21 protein-coding genes are annotated in these 23,016 nt (G+C 64.3%); 9 read left to right on the forward strand and 12 right to left on the reverse strand.

The window, feature by feature from the left end; all coding sequences use genetic code 11:
• The first annotated feature begins 10 nt into the window (after positions 1-10).
• Positions 11-1,255, forward strand: a complete 1,245-nt coding sequence (locus CHB87_RS01555; RefSeq protein ID WP_176441536.1) for an acetyltransferase domain-containing protein — start codon at positions 11-13, stop codon at positions 1,253-1,255.
• A 196-nt stretch (positions 1,256-1,451) separates the two neighbouring features.
• On the opposite strand, the gene CHB87_RS01560 is transcribed toward CHB87_RS01555, so the two are convergent.
• The gene (locus tag CHB87_RS01560; protein ID WP_089406622.1) at positions 1,452-1,877 is read right to left on the reverse strand and encodes an OsmC family protein; all 426 of its coding nucleotides are present in this window, start codon (positions 1,875-1,877) and stop codon (positions 1,452-1,454) included.
• A gap of 402 nt (positions 1,878-2,279) precedes the next feature.
• The gene (locus CHB87_RS01565) at positions 2,280-3,443 is read right to left on the reverse strand and encodes an A/G-specific adenine glycosylase (RefSeq protein WP_089406623.1); all 1,164 of its coding nucleotides are present in this window, start codon (positions 3,441-3,443) and stop codon (positions 2,280-2,282) included.
• A 193-nt stretch (positions 3,444-3,636) separates the two neighbouring features.
• Between CHB87_RS01565 and CHB87_RS01570 the strand changes: the two genes are divergently transcribed.
• Entirely contained in the window at positions 3,637-4,146 is a 510-nt protein-coding gene (locus tag CHB87_RS01570; protein ID WP_089406624.1) for an REP-associated tyrosine transposase, read from the forward strand.
• 77 nt (positions 4,147-4,223) lie between these two features.
• On the opposite strand, the gene CHB87_RS01575 is transcribed toward CHB87_RS01570, so the two are convergent.
• Positions 4,224-6,017, reverse strand: a complete 1,794-nt coding sequence (locus CHB87_RS01575) for a L,D-transpeptidase family protein (RefSeq protein ID WP_089406625.1) — start codon at positions 6,015-6,017, stop codon at positions 4,224-4,226.
• 286 nt (positions 6,018-6,303) lie between these two features.
• Positions 6,304-7,530: a hypothetical protein gene (locus CHB87_RS01580; protein ID WP_089406626.1), complete on the reverse strand. Its 1,227-nt coding sequence runs from the start codon at positions 7,528-7,530 to the stop codon at positions 6,304-6,306.
• A 72-nt stretch (positions 7,531-7,602) separates the two neighbouring features.
• Between CHB87_RS01580 and CHB87_RS01585 the strand changes: the two genes are divergently transcribed.
• Positions 7,603-8,016 (forward strand): DUF2251 domain-containing protein, encoded by a 414-nt coding sequence (locus CHB87_RS01585; RefSeq protein WP_089406627.1) that lies wholly within the window; start codon positions 7,603-7,605, stop codon positions 8,014-8,016.
• Between the two features lie 233 nt (positions 8,017-8,249).
• On the opposite strand, the gene CHB87_RS01590 is transcribed toward CHB87_RS01585, so the two are convergent.
• The 3 genes from CHB87_RS01590 to alr form a co-directional block, all read right to left on the reverse strand.
• Positions 8,250-8,657, reverse strand: a complete 408-nt coding sequence (locus CHB87_RS01590) for a hypothetical protein (RefSeq protein WP_142988157.1) — start codon at positions 8,655-8,657, stop codon at positions 8,250-8,252.
• A 236-nt stretch (positions 8,658-8,893) separates the two neighbouring features.
• Complete coding sequence (locus CHB87_RS01595; protein ID WP_089406629.1) at positions 8,894-10,444, reverse strand: GMC family oxidoreductase; 1,551 nt, start codon at positions 10,442-10,444, stop codon at positions 8,894-8,896.
• 412 nt (positions 10,445-10,856) lie between these two features.
• Entirely contained in the window at positions 10,857-12,008 is a 1,152-nt protein-coding gene (alr, locus tag CHB87_RS01600; RefSeq protein WP_089406630.1) for an alanine racemase, read from the reverse strand.
• A 92-nt stretch (positions 12,009-12,100) separates the two neighbouring features.
• Between alr and hpxZ the strand changes: the two genes are divergently transcribed.
• On the forward strand, positions 12,101-12,490 hold the full coding sequence (gene hpxZ, locus CHB87_RS01605; protein ID WP_089406631.1) for an oxalurate catabolism protein HpxZ: 390 nt from the start codon (positions 12,101-12,103) through the stop codon (positions 12,488-12,490).
• Positions 12,491-12,675: 185 nt separating this feature from the next.
• Here the strand turns inward: hpxZ and CHB87_RS01610 are convergent, their stop codons facing one another.
• From CHB87_RS01610 to CHB87_RS01620, 3 genes are read right to left on the reverse strand one after another with little or no spacing between them, the layout of a single operon-like run.
• Complete coding sequence (locus tag CHB87_RS01610) at positions 12,676-15,432, reverse strand: patatin-like phospholipase family protein (protein WP_089406632.1); 2,757 nt, start codon at positions 15,430-15,432, stop codon at positions 12,676-12,678.
• Positions 15,433-15,482: 50 nt separating this feature from the next.
• Positions 15,483-15,728, reverse strand: a complete 246-nt coding sequence (locus CHB87_RS01615) for a hypothetical protein (protein WP_245817760.1) — start codon at positions 15,726-15,728, stop codon at positions 15,483-15,485.
• A gap of 55 nt (positions 15,729-15,783) precedes the next feature.
• On the reverse strand, positions 15,784-15,975 hold the full coding sequence (locus tag CHB87_RS01620) for a Trm112 family protein (RefSeq protein WP_089406634.1): 192 nt from the start codon (positions 15,973-15,975) through the stop codon (positions 15,784-15,786).
• A 241-nt stretch (positions 15,976-16,216) separates the two neighbouring features.
• Here CHB87_RS01620 and CHB87_RS01625 point away from each other — a divergent pair, with 241 nt between their 5' ends.
• Positions 16,217-17,140 (forward strand): bifunctional 5,10-methylenetetrahydrofolate dehydrogenase/5,10-methenyltetrahydrofolate cyclohydrolase, encoded by a 924-nt coding sequence (locus CHB87_RS01625; RefSeq protein WP_089407473.1) that lies wholly within the window; start codon positions 16,217-16,219, stop codon positions 17,138-17,140.
• Between the two features lie 3 nt (positions 17,141-17,143).
• Complete coding sequence (gene coaE / locus CHB87_RS01630) at positions 17,144-17,749, forward strand: dephospho-CoA kinase (protein WP_089406635.1); 606 nt, start codon at positions 17,144-17,146, stop codon at positions 17,747-17,749.
• Here coaE and CHB87_RS01635 read toward each other — a convergent pair.
• Entirely contained in the window at positions 17,734-17,979 is a 246-nt protein-coding gene (locus CHB87_RS01635; protein ID WP_089406636.1) for a hypothetical protein, read from the reverse strand. The genes coaE and CHB87_RS01635 overlap by 16 nt on opposite strands.
• 156 nt (positions 17,980-18,135) lie before the next feature.
• The gene (locus CHB87_RS01640) at positions 18,136-19,470 is read right to left on the reverse strand and encodes a tetratricopeptide repeat protein (RefSeq protein WP_142988158.1); all 1,335 of its coding nucleotides are present in this window, start codon (positions 19,468-19,470) and stop codon (positions 18,136-18,138) included.
• Positions 19,471-19,828: 358 nt separating this feature from the next.
• On the opposite strand from CHB87_RS01640, the gene CHB87_RS01645 reads away from it, so the two are divergent.
• The 3 genes from CHB87_RS01645 (at position 19,829) to CHB87_RS01655 (ending at position 22,801) form a co-directional block, all read left to right on the forward strand.
• Positions 19,829-21,031, forward strand: coding sequence for a S1C family serine protease (locus tag CHB87_RS01645; protein ID WP_089406638.1), 1,203 nt, complete (start codon positions 19,829-19,831; stop codon positions 21,029-21,031).
• 151 nt (positions 21,032-21,182) lie between these two features.
• Positions 21,183-21,698: a hypothetical protein gene (locus CHB87_RS01650; RefSeq protein ID WP_089406639.1), complete on the forward strand. Its 516-nt coding sequence runs from the start codon at positions 21,183-21,185 to the stop codon at positions 21,696-21,698.
• A gap of 47 nt (positions 21,699-21,745) precedes the next feature.
• Positions 21,746-22,801: a site-2 protease family protein gene (locus CHB87_RS01655; protein WP_245817761.1), complete on the forward strand. Its 1,056-nt coding sequence runs from the start codon at positions 21,746-21,748 to the stop codon at positions 22,799-22,801.
• Positions 22,802-23,016 lie beyond the last annotated feature (215 nt).

Here is a 23,016-nt window from a genome sequence, read left to right on the forward strand (position 1 = left end):
GGTACGACCCATGGCGACGATCGCCTCATCCCATGCGCGCGACGATTCCAACGCCGCGTCCGAGCTCTTCCCCGTGCCGCTCGAACCGCGCAGGCGAAGGCTGGAATCGATCGACATCCTGCGCGGCCTGCTGATGCTGCTGATGGCGCTCGACCACACCCGCGACTACTTTACCTACCTGACCATCAACCCGGTCGACCCCCATGCCTCCTGGCCGGCGCTCTTTGCGACCCGCTGGGTCACGCACCTCTGCGCGCCGGGATTCATCTCGCTCGCCGGCGCCTCGGTCTATCTGCAGCGCATGCGCGGCAAGACCAGCGCGCAGCTTGCACGGCTGCTGATCACGCGCGGTCTGTGGCTGATGTTCATGGAGATCACGGTCGTCAGCTTCGGCTGGAGCTTCTGCTGGGCGCCCTTCCTGCAGGTCATCTGGGCGGTCGGCGTCGCGATGGTGGGGCTGGGACTCATCGTGCGCCTGCCGGTGTGGGCGATCGGCGGCATCGGCGTCGCGATCGGTCTGCTGCACAACCTGCTCGACCCCATACAGGCCAGGTCGTTCGGCCCGTACGCCAACCTGTGGCGGCTGGTGCAGGAACCGGGCCCACTCACCTTTCACGGACACATCTTCGTACTTTGCTACTACCCGTCGCTGGCGTGGTTCGGCGTCATCTGCCTGGGGTACGCCTTCGGCACGGTCGCGCACTCCGCCCCGGCTCGCCGCCAGCGCATCGCGGCGACGCTCTCCGTCTGCTTCGCCGCGACGTTCACGCTTCTGCGCCTCTTCCACGGCTACGGCGATCCCTTCCGTTTCGAGCGCCTCGACACCCCGGCGCGCACCGCCATGTCGTTCCTGAGCGTGATGAAGTACCCGCCGTCCCTGCACTACGAGCTTGCGACCTTCAGCGTCCTGCTGGCGCTTTACACCCTCTTCGACTACGCGTCGGAGCACGACTGGCTACCCCGCATGCGCCGGTTCTTCGAGACCTTCGGCCGCGTGCCGTTCTTCTACTACGTGCCGCACATCTACCTGCTCCACACTCTGGCGATCCTCGGCACGCTCGCCGCGCATCGCGACTGGCATTTCTGGTTCACGCCGGCCTTCCAGTGGGAGGATGCGATTCCAGCCGGCTGGGGATACGGCCTCCCGGTGGTCTACGCCGTGTGGCTGCTGGCAGTCGCCATCCTGTACAAACCCTGCGTCTGGTTCAGCGGCGTGAAGGCGCGACGGCGGGACTGGTGGCTGAGCTACCTGTAAAACAACTAACCCAAACGAGAACTGTCGTCCTGAGCAAATAGAAGAGCTGTCCTGAACGAAGAACTGTCATCCTGTGCAGATAAATGTCATCCTGAGCGCAGCGAAGGATCTGCTTTCGCTCGGACAGCCAAGGCTCTCCACGCAAAAGCAGATCCTTCGCCACGCTCAGAATGACAGCATGGTGTGTCGAAGAAGCCTAAACCAGCGTCGCGTCCAGGGTAATCTCCGCCGCCTTCAACAGGCGCGAGATGGGGCAGCCCTCCTTGGCCTTCTTCGCCAGCTCGTCGAACTTCTCCTTCTCGGCGCCCGGGACATGCGCCTTGGTCGTGAGATGAATCTTCGTCACGGTCGGGCCGTCGTCGGTATTCGAAAGGGTCACGACCGCGGTGGTCTCAAGACTCTCCGGCACCATCGCGGCCGAGGTAAGCTGCGCTGAGAGCGCCATGGTGAAGCAGCCGGCGTGCGCGGCCGCGATCAGCTCTTCGGGGTTCGTGCCGACGCCGTTCTCGAAGCGCGTGCCGAAGCTGTACTGCGTCTCATGCAGGGTGCCGCTCTGCGTCGAGATGGCGCCTTTGCCCTCTTTCAAACTGCCGTGCCAGACTGCGGATGCGCTGCGATCCATGGTGTTGCCTCCTCGTGAAACTTGCCCGCGTGCGGGGTGTACAGAGCGTTCGATGCCGGTTCGTGGGGTAAGGTGTTTTGCAGATTCGGCGAAAGACCAAGGCTGAAGCCCTTGCGTATTTTGACGATTGTCGCGACCATCTGGCTTCAGCCCACACGAACCAGACTTCGGGTACAGCAAGGACAGTGGTCTTGCTAAGGGCATGGCTTCAGCCATGCCGCCTCGCCCAGTCTCAAATTCGGCTTTAGCCGCTGGGGTACGGCTCTTGTCCGAGCCACCCCCGAGCGAGAAGCGTACCTCAGCGGCTAAAGCCGCACTCGCGTCATGGCCCGATGGCACGGCTGAAGCCGTGCCCTTAACCAAGGGCACTGCAAACGGACAGAATTCGCCGTGCCCAAATGTTTATGGCGCAGCCACATGAATATTGCGTGGCGTGTTCAAACCTCCAACCGAAAGCACGTCGATCCGGTGCAGCACCTTGCGCGCCAGGCCCGTCAGCGGCAGCTCGTGCAGGCGCGCGACCCGCTGCCACGAGAGCACATCCTTGCTGGCCGGGACGGCGCGCCGCAGCCTGCGGTCGTGCGTGCCCTCGGCCGCGTAGATCTCGACGTAGTAGTTGGTATTAGTGATGGAGTGTCGCAGCCGCAGGATCGGCTCGCGGTCCTCTACCGCGTCGAGCGGCAGCGGCGGCAGCTCGTACATCCCGGCCATCAGGCTGGCAGCGTGGTCTCGCTGTTCGAGCAGGACTTCAACCCCTTGCGCCTTCTTCCGGGTCGAAAGCAGAAACGCGACCGTCTCGCTGCGTTGCTTCGCGCGCGGCGGCGTCAGATGCTCGCCGCGTGTGCGGCAGACGTCGAAGACGGGACAGTGCAGGCAGAGCGGCGCGCGCGGCAGGCAGATGGTCGCGCCCAGCTCCATCATGGCCTGGTTATGATCTCCCGGAGCATTCTTGCCCGGCGTCCGCGCCTTGTGAGGAACAAGCGCCGCGGCCTGCCGCTGAATGAACGCCCGGCCCGCGGCGGTCGCCTCCTCCGGCCGGCCGGTCACGCGCAGCAGCACGCGTTCCACATTCCCATCGACCACGGCGATGCTCTCGCCAAAAGCGATGCTGGCAATGGCGGCGGAGGTGTACTCGCCCACACCGGGCAGCTTGCGCAGCTCGGCTGAGCTCTCTGGAATCGCCCCGTTCAGCGTCTCCACGATGAACTGCGCGGCCTTGTGCAGCATCCGCGCCCGCCGGTAGTAGCCCAGCCCCGACCACGCCGCCAGCACATCCGCTTCCGGCGCCAGCGCCAGCGCCACGACCGTGGGAAAGAGCCGCAGGAAGCGGTCGTAGTGATCGATGACCGCGGCCACCCGCGTCTGCTGCAGCATGATCTCCGACACCCAGGTCCGGTAAGCGTCCGAGACCCCGCGCCACGGCAACTCCCGCGCATGCCGCAGATACCACGCGGCAAGATGCCGGCGAAAGACCATCGCCTCCGCATGGTTCAGGCCAGGGTCCAGCGCTACGGGTAAAAGTGGCTGCTCTGGCTTCAAATCAGGGGAGGAGCGGTGCGAGGCCATGAGGTGATTTTACTTGGACTTCGCGACGCCCGCTTGCTACAGGAAACCCTCGCTGCCCCATGCCAGCCGGATCGCATAGCGATGAAGTGTGCCAAGAGGCCTGTCAGTACGGGTAGGCCAAGGCTTCAGCCTTGGCGCCCTCGGTCCCGGGCCGGACGGGGCTTTAGCCCCTGGGGTATGCTCTCTTGTACCCATGCACGCTACCCGCCAGACGCAGGAGACTTACGCCATCACGGTCGTCGCGCATCAGCGACAACGCCATTTCCAACGAACCGCGAACGCCGATCTATTCATCGAGATGCTCTTCCGCTATCGGGACCAGGGTCGGTTCGCAGTCCATGGCTTTGTGGTGATGCCGGATCATATTCACGTTCTTATTACTCCGGCAATGAACGTCAGCACGGCTCGCGCTGTGCAGTTCATCAAAGGCGGCTATTCGTTTGCGGTACGGAAACAGTCGCCCGGAGAGGTCTGGCAGAGCGGCTATCATGAGCACCGCATTCGAGACTTGGACGATTTTGAGAATCAGAGGATATACATCGCGAAGAATCCGGTTCGTAAGAAGTATGCAGATTACCCACATGTTCATACCGTCTTCGAGGACAGGCTCGATCCGACGCCTGAGCACCTGATGGTTGGTCCGAAAAAACATACCCCAGGGGCTGAAGCCCCGTCTGGAAGAGATTCAGGGAGCCAAGGCTAAAGCCTTGGCCTACCCAGACTTCGCCTACCCAGACTTCGCCTACTTCAAAGCCAAGGCCGAGCTTCTCACACTGACCCCTAGTTCGTATCCCCAAACACCGTCTTCGGATTCACCTTCTGCTGCGTCGCGGGATACGGCATCCCCTTCGCCAACACCTCCTGCAACTGCTTGTCGTACCCATAGATGTCGTCGAAGAAGTGCGTCTTGCCGTCTTCGCCGACGTTCGCCGTCAGGTAGAAGATGACGATCGGGATCGGCTGCTTCAGGTTCACCTGGTGGTTGTCCGGGCCACTCTCCATGGCAGCCTTCACCCGATCCATGTCCCAGTCGCCGTCCTTGTCGGACTGGCCCTTCAGCACCCACACCGCGAGGTCCATCGGCTGCTGCACGCGCACGCAACCGTGCGAGAAGTCGCGGCGCGAGCGGCTGAACAGCTCCGGCTGCGGCGTCGAGTGCAGGTAGATGTCGTACTCGTTCGGGAACATGAACTTTACGAGTCCCAGCGAGTTCTTCGGGCCGGGCTTCTCGCGCACCATCAGTTGTCCCTGCTCCACCTGCTTGGCGGTAAAGCCCGACTGCACCTCGCCCTTGCCGTTCGTCACCTCGAAGTTGTGCGAGGCCAGGTAGCCCACGCCGCTCTTGTCGAGATGCCCCGCCAGTTCCTTGTGGACGATGCTCATCGGCACGTTCCAGTACGGGCGGAAGATCAGGTACTTCATCATGTGCGTGAAGACCGGCGTCTGGTGCTCGCCCACGACTTTGCCCACCACGACCTTCATGGTGAAGTCGAGCTTGTGGCCTTCGCCGAAGCCGCGCAGGACGAACTCCGGCAGGTTCACCATCAGCGGTGCGTTGACGTACTCGTTCGGCAGCCAGCGCCAGCGCTCCAGCGAGTCCTGCAACTGGATGACGCGGTCGGTCAGCGGTACGTTCAGCGACGCGATCGTCGCGGGCGTCAGCTTGCCGTCGGCGGTGAGGCTGTGGCGATCCTGGTAGCTCTTCACACCGTCGGAGAGCGCCTGGTCGTAGACCTGCATGTTGACGTTCGCGCTATTCGGCGGCATCGGCGCCCCGGCCGTCTGTGACATAGGCGGAGCGGTGTAATCGCCTTCGAGTTCGAGCCGCTTGCCGAGCGCTCCGGCCGCAGGATACGCCCCGCCCACACTCACCGGCTTCGTCACCGTCGGCAGAGGCTGCTGTAGATCGGGCATTGCAGCCTGCTTCTTCGCCAGATCGAGATAGTGCGCCAGCGCCGTCTCGGTCTGGCGATACTGCTCGGAATCCGGCTCGACCCCGGCGATCAGCTTCGGCACGTCGGTCGCGTCGACCGCCTCGTCCGAGACGAACTCCGGCAGGTCGTACTTCTTCTCCTGCGTGTTGATGTCGAAGTTGAAGTGCGTCGGATTCACCCGGCCGATACGCAGGTCCGAGATATAACGCATGACGTTGACGGTCATGGCGGCGTCGTAGGCGGCGATGTCCGCGTCCTGCTTGCCGGCGAGCTTCGCGATGCGCCCGTCCCACAGCGTGGCGTCGAAGTCCTCCGGGTTCAGGCCCTTGTGCTCGGCGTCCTTGAAGGCCGCGATGAACTGGAGCGCCGTCGGCGTCGGCTTACCGTCGCGTATCCACGCGACCTCGTAGTTGCGGTCGTCGTAGAAGGTTTGGACGAGCGGCTCGTAGTCGGCGAAGTTCGGCCAGCGCAGCCCCTGCATGGTCTTCGCCGCGACCAGCGGCTTCAGCGAGTCAGCATAGGCATCGGTGTTTTCAACCGACTTCGTCTTGCGCTTGCGCTTGCAGCCGCCGGTAAAGAGGAGCGCAGAGAGCGCGAAGAGTGCGACGGCGTTGCGTAGAGGGGTCTGCCTGAGCGTCATTGTGTCCCGTGCCGTCCTTGATGTTGGCTTTCAGACCGTTGGATGCTTGTTTTCAATCGATTGCGGTGTGTGGAGATGGTACATCGTTTTTGCGCCCGTCTTGTTAAGGGCACGGCTTCAGCCGTACCGTATACGCGCGCAAAATCCGGCTTCAGCCGCTGGGGTACGCTCTTCTGCGGGGTGGCGGCAAAGCCAGTTCAAGCCGAAACCGTACCTCAGCGGCTGAAGCCGCCTACATCCACGGCTCTTGCGGCACGGCTGAAGCCGTGCCCTGAAGTTCGCAAACCTAGCGCGCCAGTAGCGACAGCGTCGCCACGCAAACCGAAGCCTGCGCCACCAGAATCATCCCCGTCAGCGCGAGAAACAACTTGCGATGCTTCGTCTCCAGCACATCCGCAAAGACACCGCCAATAAACGTGAAGAGGAACGGCAGCGCCCAAAGCCACGGCTGGGTGACATTCTGCGTCGTGACGATCGGCGCGAGCAGCAGCACCATCAACAGCGGCGCCGTATTGCCGAAGTAGCGCGATCGCTTCGCCGCCAGATACACCAGCAAAGACACCGCCGCGGCGACAAGGATTGGCCCGTTCAACAGGTCCTTCGCAAACCCCAGCGCAGGCTCCAGCGAGAACCACATCCGCGCGCCGCCTCCGGTGAAGACGTAGCTGAACGGCTGCAGCCGGAAGGCGTAGAACGCGAACAGAATCACCAGCGAACCCACGCCCGCGTTGACCAGGATCTGCATCACCGCGCTGCGTTTGCGCTCCGCCAGATAGAACATGAAGAAGAACGAGACGACGAAGCCGAGGATCGCGGCCAGCGTGTGCGCCGCGGCGGTCAGGCCCAGCGCCAGCGTCAGCAGCAGGATGCGCGGACGCCACCTGCGCCGCGGACCGGCCATCGCGTGCGCCACGCCCATGCCCGTATAGACCACGCCGTACAGACCCCACATCGCGAGCATCTCGTTATTCGGCGCGACCGCGTACCGCACGATCGCCGGGCAGAAGCAATACAGCCCCAGCGCCAGAAACCCGCCTTCGTTCCCGAACAATCGACGCGCCACCCACCACAACCCCGCTCCCAGCCACAGGGCGAAGAAGACGAACGGCAGGTGCAGCAGGTAGCGAACGCTGGTCAGCTCATGCCGCGCCTCCCACGTCGACCCGTTCAGCGACCCATTCACATAGAGCCGGTTCTCCGGCTTGCGCAGCTTGTCCGTGCCCAGCAGCACCAGCCGCTGCACCGTCAGCGGCAGACCCGCCACGCGATAGGCGAACGTGCCGTCGCCGTTCAGGTTGCCGCAGGTGGTGAAGTAGCCCGCCAGCGGCAAGGGCCGCTCCCACATCTCGCGGCCGCAGCGCGCGTAGCGGTAGTCCGCCGACGTCGTCTGCTGATGCCCGATCACCCAAAGGCACTCCGCCAGGAAGACGAGCAGCAGCAAACCTGCGAGCCGCTGCGGAAGGTTGAGACGAAACTTGATGCGCGGCGGAGCCGGGATGAGCGGAAGCTTCATGCGGTCGGACGATACCCCTTGGTTCTTGAGCGCGAGTCGAAATGCAGTCGTATCAAGTGTATCGTGAGGGGTATGGAGTCGCTTTCGTTTCGTCCGGGCCGTGCCTTTCTATCGTCCAATTCCCCTATCGTTCCGTGGACCGTGGTCTTCGAGGACGAAGGGGTCGCCGCCTACTTCTACGCCTGCGACCGCTCGCAGACGACGCAGGAAGAGGCCATTCAGGATGCGATGCTGATCTACAACGTCGGGTCGATGCAGGATGTCGAGGCCGAACGCATCGCCTCGGTCGCCTGGTCGCGCGACGGCCTGCAGGCCGTGCTCTACCTCGACGGCACGGCGCAGGCCCTGTTCGACTTCGCCCAAAAATGCGGCTACTGCCGGCTGAACTTCCCCAACTTCCTGGGGGATGTGAACGGCTGGAGGCAGTCCGACCATGGCTGGAACGAAGCCGCCTGGCAGCGGTTCGAGGCTGCGCTGCTGAGCTAGACAAGCTTTCTGTTTCGCCGCACAAAACTCTCGTCATCTCGACCGGAGCATCGCAGCCTTATCGCGATGCGGAGCGGAGAGACCCCCGTATTGGCCTTTGCCGTTGTTCTCGTTTAGAAGAGAACAAGAGCAAGGACAAAAACCAATGCGGGGGTCTCTCCACTGCGCTGCGCTTCGGTCGAGATGACGAGCATTTTGAGGCAGGCAGGAGTCGAGAGCTGTCAGCTTATGCGTTAGCGGAACAGCTTCTTGCGGAACGTTGGGCCGTCCGGGAGAGGGGCAAGCGTCAGACTCGGGAAGAATCCGAATGTCTTATCGAATTGGCCATGAGGTGCGCCAAGGGGCTTGAGGTCCTCTCCAACGAGAGGGATGAACTCTGCGGAGAAGGAGACATGTGCTTCGCCATAACGATGCCAGCTTCCTTGAACGGAGCTGGTCTTTCCGTCTCGCGACAGTATCTGCGTAAATGTCTCATTAGGTTCAAGACGTAAGATACATTTCTCCCCGCCGCCGCTGAAGACATATGTTCCAGATAGCGCCGAATAGTCATAATCCGCTGCGACGACATACCATCCCCATGCGATGGGGAGTACGAGTAACAAGAGAACCACCTTCATCCATCTTGATATGCGAATCGTCATCGATTATCTCACTTGGGGCACGGTGTTCCCGTGCTCCCTCCACAATTCACCCATCCATCGCCCTGCTGAGTAGTTACTGTCCCTTGCTGCTCCGAACCCTTGATAGTCATCCAAAACAGGTTGTACCTATCGAAACGAGGGTTACCATAGTCCTGCCCCTGTTTTGGTTTTGTCATCTGACCCCAACTTGCTTGGCTTGGGTTGTAACGCCCCAATAGCTGTCAGCTTACAGCTCTCTAGGACCGCTCTTGTCCAGCCAGAAACCGCTCCGCCGACCGCACCGCCAGCGCCATGATCGTCAGCGCCGGATTGGCCGCCAGGGCGCTTGGGAAGACCGAGTTGTCACATATCCACAGGTTGTCCACATCGAAGCTCTGCCCGTAGGAATCGACGACGGCAGACGACGCGTTCGACCCCATTCGCGCCGTGCCGATCACGTGCGCCGACCGCTGGAAGGTCCAGATGTCCTTCGCGCCCGCCGCCTCCCACGCCTCGGTCATGTGCTTCTCCGCATGGGCGGACATGCGCAGCTCGTTCTCGCCGTAGCTGAAGTGCACCAGCGGCTTGGGCACGCCGCACTCACCCGCCTCGTCCGATAGCTCGACGAAGTTGAAGTCGTAGTTCAGGCAGTCGCCGTTCGCGCCGATGCCCGCAAAGTGGTTGTAGCGCGCAAGATAGTCGACCAGCGCCTGACCCCACAGCCCGCGTCCGCGCGCAACCTGCTTGGCAAACGTCACCGGCACCACGCCGAGGCTCTGCGTCAGGTAGCCGCCGGTAAAGTCCGCGTTCGCCGGGCGCATCATGTCTTCCGAGATGATCGACGCCGGGAAGCCCTTGTTCATGCGCATCTCCGGCTCGAACGTGCCCCAGACCTGCGTCGCCATGTGCGCCATGAAGTTCCTGCCGACCTGTCCTGAACTGTTCGCGAGACCGGTGTGCAGCAGCAGACGCGGCGTCTCCACCGCCCCCGCGCAGAGGTAGACGGCCTTGCAGGGTTGGCGATAGTCCACGCCCTCATTGCGATAGACGACCGCCGCGATCTTCCCCGCCGCATCGCGCTCGAAGGCGTGGACGAAGCAGTTCGCGCGAATCTCCGCTCCGTTCGCAAGCGCCACGGGAAGGTACGTCACATCGACGCTGGCCTTCGCGCCATAGACGCAACCCTGGTGGCAGAATCCGCAGCCGACGCACGCCGGGCGCTCGCCATACTCCGGCTGCGCGAAGGGCCGCGACACGGCGGCGATCGGCGCCTCCGCGGTGCGGAAGCCAATGGCCTCATACCCCTGCTGCATCGCCTGCGCGGGAGCGTTCAGCGGCACCGGCCCCAGCGGATAACGCCGCGCCGGATCCCACGGATAGTGCGCCGGGCCAGATACGCCGATGAAGCGCTCCACCTCCTCGTAATACGGCAGCAGATCCTCGTAGGTCAGCGGCCAGTCCACGCCCTGCCCGTTCTCTGTATACAACCGCAGGTCGCGCGGATCGACGCGCGGCACGAAGGCACCCCAGTGCAGCATCGAACCGCCGACGCCCGTGCCGGAGTTGTTGCCCCCGAAGGCCGTCGGCGTCGCGCCCGCGCTCAGCCGCTCGCCCATCCAGTAGAGCTCGCCCATCGCGACCTCGTCGGCGGCATAGTCCTTCGCGGGATTCCACCAGCGCCCTGCCTCCAACGCCACCACGGACAGGCCAGCCTGCGCGAGCTTCGCCAGCACCGGCGCGCCGCCAGCCCCGGTGCCAATCACGACGACGTCGACGGTTTCGGCTGTGCTGTAGGTCTTCCTCTGCATCTCTATTTCCTTCGCTCTATCTCGAACCTGTGGCGGCTCGGTGTGACGATTGAGTTGTCGCCCCTATCGCTGACTGTCTTGCTTAAGGGCACGGCTTCAGCCGTGCCGTAACGCTGCTATTGTCTTGCGGCTTTAGCCGCTGAGGTACGGTTTGCAGCCCGGCGCTGCGGCGAACTTCGTTGCGAAACAGAAGCGTACCCAGCGGCTAAGAGCCGAAGTACAAGGGAAGCTGTGGCGGCACGGCTTCAGCCGTGCCCTTAAGCAAGACGTCTGCTCCAAAGAAAGCTGTTCTCAAAAGAATCTTCAGCCCATTTCATGACAGGCCGAAGAACGTCGCGTGTATGACTGTTGAGATGCTAGCCGCACCTTCCAACCCGCGCAAACGACAAAATCGTTTGCGCCGCATGAACACTCACGGGCAGGGATGGATGCCGCAGAGAATCTCATACGGAATCGTCCCCGCAATCCGCGCGTGCTCCTCCGCCGAGACGCCGCGTCCGAGCACGACCGCCACGTCGCCCGTGCGCGCCTCGGGAATATGGGTCACGTCGACTGTCGTCAGGTTCATCGAGATGCGGCCCAGAATCGGCGCGCGTTTGCCATGCAGCATCACCCAGCCCCCGTCGCCGGACGTATGTCCCGAAAGCTCCCGCCGCAACCCGTCCGCATAGCCCACGCTCAGCAACGCGACGCGCATCGGGCTGGGCGCGGTGAAGGTGGCGTTGTAGCCCACGCGGTCTCCGCCGGCGAGGTCGCGGATATCGAGCACGCCGGCCTTCCAGGTCAGCACCGGCTTCAACCGGTCGTGCAGATGAGGATGGCCCGGTTCGCCCTCGGGAGCAAGCGTATGGCCATACAGCGCAAGGCCGGTGCGGACCAGCGTCCTCGCCCCCAGAGACCGCGCTAAAGACGGCAGCCACGCCGGATCGGCCGCGTTATCGACCGCCGAGGTATTGGCCGCATGCACCCACGCAGGTCTCAAGCCGGAGCGCGCCACCTGCGCCAACGCCTGCTCGAAGAGCCGCTGCTGGTGCGTCGTGATCGGCGAACCCACGACCTCGGACGAGACGAAATGCGTAAATACGCCGTCAAGCTGAACCGTCGCCTGCTCGGCGATCTCCGCCAACAGCGCCTCGAGATCGGCGCCCGGTTTGACGCCCTGGCGCGACATCCCCGTATCCACCTCGACATGCACGCGCACCGGCGCGGCGGCGAACCAACGCAGTTGCTCGACCGTCCAGACCACCGGGGTCAGGTCGTGCTCGATCAGCGCCGGAATCGCCGGCGGCAGCACGCCCGACATGACGAGGATGCGGACACCCGCGTGCTCCGCCCCCGACGCGGCCCCCAGTGCGACCCGGACCGCCGCGCCCTCCTGCGCCGACGTCACCCCCAGCCACCGCGCTCCCGCCCGCGCCAGCATCGGCGCACAGGTCGACACGCCATGCCCGTAGGCGTTGGCCTTCACGACGGCGAGTACGGTGGCGTCAGGGCCGGCTGCGGCGGCGATCGTACGGAGATTGTGCCCCAGGCGAGGCTCCGATACCTCGATCCAGTTGTTCAACGTCTCGACTCTTTCTTGAATACGGCTAAGCTCTATCTTAGCGGGGCGTCACGTGGAAGACCGCCCGAGACTCAAGACAGGAACCTATCGCCATGATCGTCAACGACCCCGAAACGCTGGCCGAGCTGCAGGCTCTCTACCCCGAGTACGAGCGCGCGCTCGTCGAAAACGATGTGCCCACGCTGACGCGGATGTTCTGGGCGTCGCCGCTCGCCATCCGCCTCGGCGCGGGCGAAAACCTCTACGGCGTGGACGAGATCGAGGCCTTTCGCAGGTCGCGCCCAGCGGTGAACCTCGCCCGCAGGATCGTGCGGCTGGAAATCGTCAGCTTCGGCAAGGACTACGGCAGCATCACGCTAGAGTTCGAACGCGACACACCGGCAGGGATCGTTCGTGGACGGCAGAGCCAGGTATGGGTAAGGCTCGAGGAAGGCTGGCGCATCGTGTCGGCGCATGTGTCGGTGCTGCCCATAAAGCCTTGAGGGTGTCGACAAGTCGTTCTGAAAGCCGCCCAAAAAGTCTGTCATCCTGAGCGAAGCGCAGCGCAGTCGAAGGACCTGCTTCTCGCCTGGAGTGGCTACATACTCGCCACATCCAGCAAGAAGCAGGTCCTTCACTACGTTCAGGATGACACCCCTTTACAGGCTCATCGAGACGCGGAAATCAGCTAGAACAGCTTGCCCAGCGTGAACACAAACTTCCGGTGCCCGTCGTCGCCGATGGCCGGGGCAAAGGTGATGATGCCCAGCGGCGTCTCCGCCACCACGCCGAAGTAGACGTCCTGCCGGGTGATCGTGGACACGCCCGGCGCGTACATCTGCGCGGCCTCATACGCGACGCCGACATACAGGTTCTGGCCGAGCGGTTGCGGCAGGCTGGCGACGCGGCGCAGATACGCCGGCTCCACCAGGAAGTAGTCCGTGCCGCGATACTCGTCGATGGCCGAGGCCGAAAGACGCAGCGGACCACCCAGCGTGTACCGGAACGGCTCCGCCACGTTGCGGTTGAACATCGTGCCGCCCTCGGACGCGAAGACGAAGGTGTTCTTGCCCGCCTTGCCCTTCTCGTCTTTCTTCGAGTACGAGTAGCTGCCCTGCGCCGAAAGCTGCGGCGCGTTGCGGCTGCCGACCGCGTCGTAGAGGAACGCTGCCTCGGTCGTAATGTGGATGCCGAACTGCGGCACCAGCGCGCGATCCTGCGTGTCGTAGGTGTAGCGCACATGCGCGCGCTGCGAGCCGCCGCTGAAGTTCGGCGCGCCATCCGCTCCGACCAGCGTCGTCCAGTCGATGTAGGTGAACTCCACGCCGCCGCGCAGGTCCATGTTGCGCCGGTTGGTCACGCCGAGGTCCAGACCGCCGCCGACGCGTTGCAACTGCCGGTCCGCCACGCGCACCTGGTTGCGATAGATGGAGTACGGCTGACGCAGCCAGTCCGCATGCGGCGAGTAGAAGACAGTATGATTCTCGCCCGAGACCGAGGACAGGAAGTTGATCGGACGGAAGTATTCGGAGCCGATCTCCGTCTCGTAGCCCAGCTTGAAGTTCGAGCGCAGCTCCGAGCCGTAGCCCCCGAAGTCCTGTTGAATCAGGATGCCCTCGATGGTCGCGCGTGTCACCGCCGTCGTCTGGGCCTCCACGTTCGCGCCGACCAGCAGCGTGGGCGGACCGGTCTTCTTATCGGCCACCGTGACCAGAATGATGGGCCGGACAGGGATGTCGGCCAGCGAGTCCGCGGTCAGATCGGGCGCCGCGCCCGTGGGATTTTCGGCCGTAATCGCCTGCGGAGTCGTTCCGCTCCCCGGCGAAGGCGCATCGGGCACCGTGCCGGGCTTGGGCAGTGGAGCGCCGGGCTGCTGCTTGGGAGTCGGCGCGGTCGGCGCCGGAGCCTGGCCGAGCGTGGTCGCGACCTTTACATCGGCGGCGTCCTTCGGCACGGCGGCCTGGTTGTTCGACTGCGCCGCGAACTGCTGCGCGGTCTCGTAACCGACCGTGTAGTCGACGTCGTAGCGGCCATCGGCGCGCACCTGGTCCAGCAGCGCCTCGATCTTGCGCGTGTCGACGGGCTGGTTGACCAGCGGGGCGAAGAGCCGCTGGATGGCGCGCGTCGCGTCCGGCCCCGGCGCCTGCACGCGAACCCGCAGCACCGGACCGGCCGGCGCACGGCGCTTCGCCTCGCGGGCGATCAGGTACGCATTCCACTGCTGATCGCTGAGCGCGTAGGGCAGCAGCGCGGCCTTGTTGGCCTCGGCCGCCTGGTATCCGCGCACGGCGAGCTCCGGCGCCTTCAGATAATCCGCCGCGCCGAAGCCCTTCAGATCGGGCATGATGACGACGTTCGCCAGCTTGCGCTGCTCCCGCTCCGCGCCTTCGATCGCCACCGAGAAGCTGCGAGCCAGCACCCCGAGAATCGAGCCCAGGTCGGCGTTCGTCGTCGGCGCCAGCGGCAGCGAGAAGGCCAGAATCACATCCGCGTTCATGTCCTTCACGGTCTGGGTGGGCAGGTTGTACAGCACGCCGCCATCGACGTACTCATGCCCGTTCATCTCGAACGGACGAAAGATTCCCGGCAGCGAGACGCTGGCGCGCACGGCGTCCGGCACCGACCCGCGCGCGAAGGTCACCGGCACGGCCTCGTTCAGATCGGTCGAGATGCAGCGCAGCGGGATGGGCAGGTTGTTGAAGTCGGTCTGATCGTCGTAGTTCAGAAACTGGCGGTCGAGAAACGCATTCAGCCCCTGGTCGACCAGCACCGAGTTGCGGAAGTGGACGCCATGCTTCAGGCCGACGGCGACTGCGTTCGGCAGCTCGCGCGAGTCCTCGCGGCGGCGATAGCTGCGCGATTGATAAGAGCTCGACAGGCTGAAGACCTGGTTGAAGACCGAGTCGTCCATCACGCGCTTGAGCTGGTCGACCGTCTTGCCGCTCGAATAAAGCGCGCCCACCATGCAGCCCATGCTGGTGCCGGCGACGACGTCCACGGGGATATGGTGCTCCTCGAACCACTGCAGCGCGCCGATCTCCGACAGCGCCAGCGCGCCGCCGCCACCGAGCGCGAGACCGATGCGCGGACGTCCGGTACGATTCGGCGGCGCAACCGCGGGCGCAAGCGGGTCGAGCGCGAGCAGCTTGCCGCTGGCGCGCGTGTTCTCCTTCTGCTGGCTGGCCGATTTCGTGTCTCCGCCCTGCTGCGGGTTGGCTGCGGGGGCGCCGTTCCTGGCCCCCGGAGCGATCTGCGCCGCGGCGGTGGCGGGCGTCGTCGCCGGCGTATTGGGCTGGGCATTCGTCTGGCAGAGCAGCGAGCCGGTAAAGGCAGAGACGACTACAACCGCGCCGGCCAGCAGGCGCGCGGAGTTTGAGCATGTGGAGCGAATGAAGTTGGTCGGTGTCGAATACACATCTATTGTGATGCCGATTTTGGGTTGCATGGACGCCACCCGAAGCGTTCGATTTTCACAAACGCCCCAAATCCGGCAACTTACATGAACTGAGCGAGCTTCTGCAGCTCTTCGCGCAGAACGGGCAGGTTGCAGCCTACGCGTTCGATTCGCGTAGCGGCCGTGCGCGCGTCGGAGTTCGACACGCCATAGCCCTTGGCGGAGAGGAAGGCGCCGATCAGCTCGCCGGCCTGCCAGGAGTCCAGGCCGGACCGCAGCAGTTCGTCGCGCAGCAGGTGAAGCTCGGTGTCTGCGAAGTGTTCCGTCATCTCAGGTTCAGCGCTCATCTCTCGTTGGATGCAAATGTAACCCACGCGACCCAACGAAATTCTCTTCTGTTTGTCAAGACGTTCCCGAGACCGATTTGGATGAGTCCGGCTGAAGGGCGCGCGCGGCAAGCAGAATCGGCAGGCCGTCCTCCACCGGATAGCTACGGTCGCAGACGAGACAGTCAACCGCGCCGGCGCGCAGGACAAGCGCGCCACGGCAGACGGGACAGACGAGGAGGTCGAGGTGAGACTGGGTGAGCTGCATCTGTATTAAGTGTAGATGGCGATTGGTTTAGATGGCTCCCAAACAAATCTGTCATCCTGAGCGCAGCGAAGGATCTGCTTCTTGCCCGAAGCGGCGACGACTCCACAGGCGAACCGCAGGTCCTTCGCTGCGCTCAGGATGACAAGCTCGTACGGATTGACGGCGTACTTTGCTCGCTCCAATCACCGGATTGACGCGCTCGTGACCCGCAACCTCTCCCGGGAGCGGTACCATGGAGAAGATGAGCACACCCATGATTCTGGACGGTATCGCGGTCGCGGCGGAGATCAAGGCCGAGGTTGCAGGCAAGGTAAACACGTTGGTGGAGCGCGGGCTGCGGCCCGGCCTCGCCGTCATTCTGGTCGGCTCGGTCGCGGCGTCCGAGATCTACGTCCGCAGTAAAGTGAAGACCTGCGGGGAGTTAGGCATCTTCTCCGAGATGTTGACCCCGCCCGAGAGCGTCACCACCGAAGAGCTGCTCGCGATGGTCGAAGGCCTCAACGCGCGCGACGAGATCGACGGCATCCTGATTCAGCTTCCGCTGCCCGCCCACGTGGACACCAAGCGGCTGCTCGAGGCCATCGCGCCCGAGAAGGACGTCGACGGCTTTCACCCGGTGAACGTCGGACGTCTGCAGAGCGGACAGCCCGGTCTGCAACCCTGCACCCCCGCCGGCGTGATGGAGATGCTCAAGCGGCGCAACCTGCCCGTCGCGGGCAAGAACGCCGTCGTGATCGGCCGCAGCGACATCGTCGGCAAGCCGATGGCGATGCTCCTGCTGAACGCGTCGGCCACGGTTACGGTCTGCCACAGCCGCACGGTCGACCTGCCGCGCTACACCCGCGAAGCCGACATCCTGGTCGCCGCCATCGGCCGTCCGGGATTCGTGACCGCCGACATGGTCAAGCCCGGGGCGGTGTTGGTCGACGTTGGCATCAACCGCATCACGAACGCCGCCGAGGTGGCGAAGTTCTTCCCCGGCGACGCGGCGCGCGAGGCGACCTTCGCCAAGCGCGGCTCGGTCGTGGTGGGCGATGTGGACCCGGCGGCGTTCGCGGTCTCTTCGGCCTACACGCCGGTCCCGGGAGGCGTCGGCGCCCTGACCATCGCGATGCTGATGAGCAACACGGTGCGCGCTTGCGAGCTGCGTCGCGGCAAGGCGTAGACGATGCTGCGCGTTGGACTTACCGGCGGATTGGGGAGCGGTAAGACCACCGTCGCGCGCCTGCTCGGCGAACGCGGCGCTTACATCCTGAACGCCGACGAGATGGGCCGCGCGCTGATGCAGCCCGGCACGTCCGCCTTCGCGCGGATCGTTGCAGCCTTCGGCCCCGCGGTCGTCGCGCTGGACGGCACGCTCGACCGCCCGGCGCTCGGCCGGCTGGCGTTCCAGGGTGGACGCATCGAGGAGCTGAACGCGATCGTCCACCCCGCGACGATCGCCCAGCAGGCCGCGGAGATCGAGCGGATTGCGAGACGGGATCGCAAGGCGATCGTCGTCGTCGAATCCGCCCTGATCTTCGAGTCCAGGCACGGTGACCTCAGCCGCTTCGACAAGCTCGTGCTCGTCACCGCGCCCGAGCCGCTGAAGATCGCACGCTTCACCGCGCGCACCGGCCTGTCCGCCGGCGAGGCGAGACAGCGGCTGGCGCGGCAGATTCCGGATGAACAAAAGATGGACCGCGTGGACTACGTGCTGCCGAACGACGGCTCGCTGGCGGAGTTGGAAGAGCGGGTGGATGCGCTCTGGCGCGAGCTTCAGCCCTGGGCCTGATTGGCCGGGACGCGGCTGCGTTTTTCCGCCCGCACCGCCCGCGGCGCGTAGGAGACCGACGGCCAGTGCGGCTCCGGCGACCACTTGCCAAGGTGCAGACGCGCGCCCACATGCTGTCCGCAGACGCTGCAGGGATGCGTCATCCACTGGGCCCGGTCGTTGTTTGCGATGAGCGCGGAGATGACTTCGTCGCTGAAGCTGGCGTTACAGGGTTTGGCTGGGGTTGGCATAGCGGAACGACCTTCAGGAGCGGAAGTGGGGCGTACGGGCGAGGATGAGAGCCATGCGAACGATGCGCGTGCGCGGCCAATCCCCGTTCCTTCTCCGTAGGATGCCGTTTCCGGCCGGCGCGCTCTGTGGGATTCGACGATTCCTGAGGAATTCCATTATGGCTGCGGCACGATATACCGGTCGATGTACGTCGCGAGCAGGTCGCGATGCTCCTTCCGGTAGGCGGGATAGTCATACCGGATGCCCGCATCGGCGTCGTTGACGACGATCCAGCACTCCAGCAGGCCGTCTTTTTGGAGCTGCAACAGGGTGCGGAGGGAGGGTTCGAGGCTCTCCTGCGTGACCGCGCCGGAGGCCAGCTTCGCCGTCACGTCCAGCAGCATCGCCCGCAGGCTCGCGCTCTCCTCCGCCAGCGAATGGCGATATCCGGTAGGCGTCAACTGGCCGTTCGCGTCGCTGCCGCCGGCGACGATCGGCTGAAACTGGGTTCGCGCCCCGTGCGCGACGCGCTCCTTCTCGTAGACCAGCCACGACGCATGCCCATTGCCCGTCTCGGTGGCGAGCGCCGGGTCGGGCGCCAGCTTCCCGTCGGGCGTACTGAACTTCGGCAGCGCGACGACCGGCGTTCGTACCGTCCCCTTCACTGCCTTGGCCCACTTCTGCAGCGCGAGCCAGCCGGGCCGGCCATAGGGCTCGGCGATCACCGCCTGCTCGTACTTCTCCTTCGCCAGCGCCGGTTCGCTCCCACCGACCAGGTAGACATCGCCCCAGTACCGCCACGCCGTCTCGCGGTTCGGATCGATGTCGATCGCCTTCTGGTACCAGACGCCGGCGTTCTTCGCATCCTTGAGCCGGAAGTACATATCGCCGGAGTAAAGCGCCGCCGTATAGAGCTTGGGGTCGAGCGCCGCCGCCTGCTGGTAGAACTTCAGCGCGCCCGCATAGTCGTTCGTCGCGAAGACGGCCTCGGCCCGCTTCAACGCCTCCTGCGCCTGAGGCGTGCCCTGATAGCTGTAGCCCACGGTCAACGGCACGCCGCTGAGGATGGCGCCAAGCGGCGACTTCGCCGCGTCTCCCAGAATGGTCTGCACGAGCGGGCTGTTGTCGCCGAGCTTCTGCGCTCGCCGCAGCTCGGCGAGACCGTCGTTATGCATCTTGCGGCTGGCGGCGGGGTCCGCGATCGTGCCGGACTTCTTGATCAGGTCGATCCCATGCCGCTCGGCGAAGACCGCGATCGTCTGGTCCCGGCGGCAGAGATCCTCGTAAAGCGGCAGCGATTCGAGAAACTTGTCGGCAAGAAAGAGCTCGTTCGCCTGCTTGCGTTCGGCGTCGAAGTTCGCCTCGTGATGCTGGGCGGCGACGGGCCTGTTCTGCGCGTCGAGCTGCGCGGCGATCTGAGCAGCGCTCTGGGCAGCGCCTTGCGCGGAGGCATGAGCAGCGCACAGACCCAGCACGAACAATGGAAGCAGGACAGCCGAACAGGTCTTCACAAGAACCTCCAGCGAGCACGCCAACCATCATCGCACAGGGGTTTTACCGGGTCGTCAGAGTAGCCGCTCGATTAAGGGCATGGCTTCAGCCATGCCGTCCTCGCGGCCGCAAACCCGGCTTTAGGCGCTGGGGTGCGGTTTAGTCTTGGCCTGCCCCGGAATAAATGCGTACCTCAGCGGCTGAAGCCGCTCTGCAATCGTGAACGAGATGGCACGGCTGAAGCCGTGCCCTTAAACAAAGAGATTTTGGCCACAGCTCAAACCTGAACTCTCCGGGAAAAGACAAACAAGCCAACTCTGCCGCCGCGACACTACAATAGGCAGCAGTGATTTCGATTCTTCAAGGTGCCCTGGTCCGATGAAGCTGCGTCCGGTGTTTCTGGTTCTTGTTCTGCTTTCGGGGTTCTACTACCTCACGACGCGTTCGGCGTCGACGGGCGCGCTGCTGCCCTGGCTGCATAACGCCTCCCTGCCCGATACGAAGCTCGCGACCGTCTCCGGGCCCATGGGTTCGTTCGAGCTCTCCGAGGCCTCGGCCGCGCCGGCATTCGACGCCGAAGAGCAGCAGAACATCGCCGTCTACAAGAAGGCCTTTCCCTCGGTCGTCAACATCACCTCCACCGCCGTGGCCTTCGACTTCTTCAACCGGCCCGTTCCCCAGCAGGGGCAGGGCACCGGCTTCATCATCGACAAGCAGGGCCACATCCTGACCAACAACCACGTCATCAACAACGCGCAGCGCGTCGAGGTGACGCTGGCCGACAAGCACCAGTACAAGGCGCAGGTGGTCGGGATCGACAAGAGCCACGACCTGGCGCTGCTGCTGGTCAACGCCCCGAACCTGACCCCGGCGACGCTCGCCGAGTCGCAGAACCTCGTCGTCGGCCAGCGCGTGTACGCCATCGGCAATCCGTTCGGCCTCTCGGGCACCATGACGCGCGGCATCATCTCCGCCATCCGGTCCATCCGCGGGCAGGAGGGCAATCCGATCGAGGACGCCATCCAGACCGACGCGGCCGTCAACCCCGGCAACTCCGGCGGGCCGCTGCTCAACTCGCGTGGCGAGGTGATCGGCATCACGACCATGATCGCCTCGGGCGGCGCGGACCAGAGCGCGGGCATCGGCTTCGCCATCCCCATCAACACGGCCAAGGCGGTGCTGGACGACTTCGCCAAATATGGCCGCGTGCGGCGTCCGTCGCTCGACATCGTCACCCTGCCGATCGGCCCGGATATCGCCGAGCAGATCGGCCTCCCGGCGGACTATGGCATTCTCGTCGAGCGCGTGCTGCCCGGCGGCGCGGCGGAGAAGGCCGGTCTGAAGGGCGGCACGCAGCGCATGTACCAGGGCAATACGCCGGTGATGCTGGGCGGCGACCTGATCGTGGCCTGCGACGGCCAGGAGGTCTCCACCCCGCAGGATCTCAGCGTGGCGCTGAACGCGCACCGCGCCGGCGACGCCATCACCCTGACCATCTTCCGCGGACGCAAGCGCATGGATATCAAGGTGATTCTCGGCGACGCGAAGGACAACGTCGCACTGCCGGGTCAGCCGACGTAGCTTTTCGTTCCAGCAAAAGCGACCACGGATTTCACGGATAATCACGGATTCGATCCGTTTTGATCCGCGAAATCCGCGGTCGCTTCTTTTGTGCTTTTCGTTCCGCCGCCACGCTGATATGCTCCGATCACCGCACAGGAGAATCACGCACATGGGAACGAATCTGCCGAACTTCGACCGGGCCGAATACGTCCAGCCGTCTGAATACAACATCACACCCGATGCGCCGCGCGAGAGCGTCGACCACGCCGTCTTCGTCAAATCGATCGTCTTCGGTCTAGGCGCTGCCGCGGTGGGCGCGCTTATCTACGGTCTGGTGGGCATGTTCGTCCACATCGGCTACGTCGGTCTGCTGGTCGGCTTCATGGTCGGCAAGGCGATGATGACAGCCTCGGACGACCTGGGCGGGCGCAAGTATCAGATCACGGCGGCGGTCATCACCTACTTTGCGATTTGCTTCGCGACCGTGCTCGAGATCGTCTTCGACGCAATGCGGTCCGGCGGCGAGCACACCCCCGCTCTCTTCCTGGCGCTGGTCGGTGTGGCTGCGCCGTTTCTGCGGCTGGCGGCGAACCTGGGCTCAGGACTGATCAACGGCATCATCCTGATCGTCGCGATTCGCGGCGCATGGCGCGTCACCGCCGGAACCCGCACCTACGAGGCATAGCTCATTTTTCTGATGTAATGGAAGGTGGAGCTGGAGCGCTCCCGACCTTGACGCCTGCCGTTGCCACGCCTGAAGAACAGAACCCGCCGCCCCCGCCGATCGCCATCCCGCAGCCGCGGGAGATCTACAACTGTCCGCAGTGCAGCCACTACATTCAGCCCGGCCTCCTGGCCTGCCCGGAGTGCCATGCGATGGTCTACGGGCAATACCTGCAGGCCGTCGGCAACGCCGCACAGGGCTTCGAACAGGAGCAGCGCTGGCCCGAGGCGCGCGCCGCCTGGGTCGCCATGATCGCGTACCTGCCCGAAGGCACGCAGCAGCGCGCGGCCATCGAGCAGCGCGTGTCCGCCATCGACGGCAAGTTCTCCGCCAAGGCCGCGCGCAAAGCCGCATGGATGAAGCGGCTCGGACCCTTCGCGGCGCCGCTGCTGGTCGCGGTCTCGAAGTTCAAGCTGATCCTCTTCTTCCTGCTGAAGTTCAAGTTCTTCCTCAGCTTCGTGGGCTTCTTCGCCGTCTACTGGGGAATCTTCGGCTGGAAGTTCGGGCTGGGATTCACGGTCGGCATCCTGATCCACGAGATGGGCCACTATGCCGCGGCCAGACGTCGCGGGTTGAAGGTGGACCTGCCGCTCTTCATCCCCGGCTTCGGCGCCTATGTGAAGTGGTACGCGCAGGGTGTGACGATCGACGACCTGGCGACGATCTCGCTGGCCGGCCCGTTCTTCGGGCTGATCGCCGCGCTGGTCTACGGCGGGCTGGCGATCTACCTCAACTCCCCGCTCTTCAGCGCGCTGGCCCATGTAACGGCCTGGCTGAACCTGCTCAACCTGATCCCGGTCGGCTGGCTGGACGGCGCACAGGCCGCCTACGGGCTGAACCGGATGCAGCGCTGGATGCTGGCCGCGACCGGCGTCATCTTCTTCGCCGCCACGCAGGCGCGCGAGTGGGTCTTCCTGCTGATCGCCGCCGGCATGGTATGGCAGGCGATGAAGCGCGAGGCGCCCGAGACCGACCGCAGCAAGACGCTGCTGCAGTTTGTGGGTCTGTTCTTCGCGCTGGGCACGCTGATCTGGCTCTTCCCGGATAGTGGGCGGCGGTTCTAAGCGGAGGCTTAAGGAACCTCTGCTTAAGATAGGTCCGGGCTTTAGCCCGGACAATAAGCCCCGCAGAGTCAGTGGGGCTTTAGCCCCTGGGATAAGGGTTGCGGACTTAATCAGAGCACCCTTAACTCAGATCAAGGCGGATGAAAGCACAGATCAAGAACAAAGCTTCAAACTCACAAAGCACTCGGGGATGAAGGGTTGAATCCTTGCAGTGG

Origin of the sequence: Granulicella rosea, assembly GCF_900188085.1 — a bacterium.
In the GTDB taxonomy this organism is placed as follows: Bacteria; Acidobacteriota; Terriglobia; order Terriglobales; family Acidobacteriaceae; genus Edaphobacter; species Edaphobacter rosea.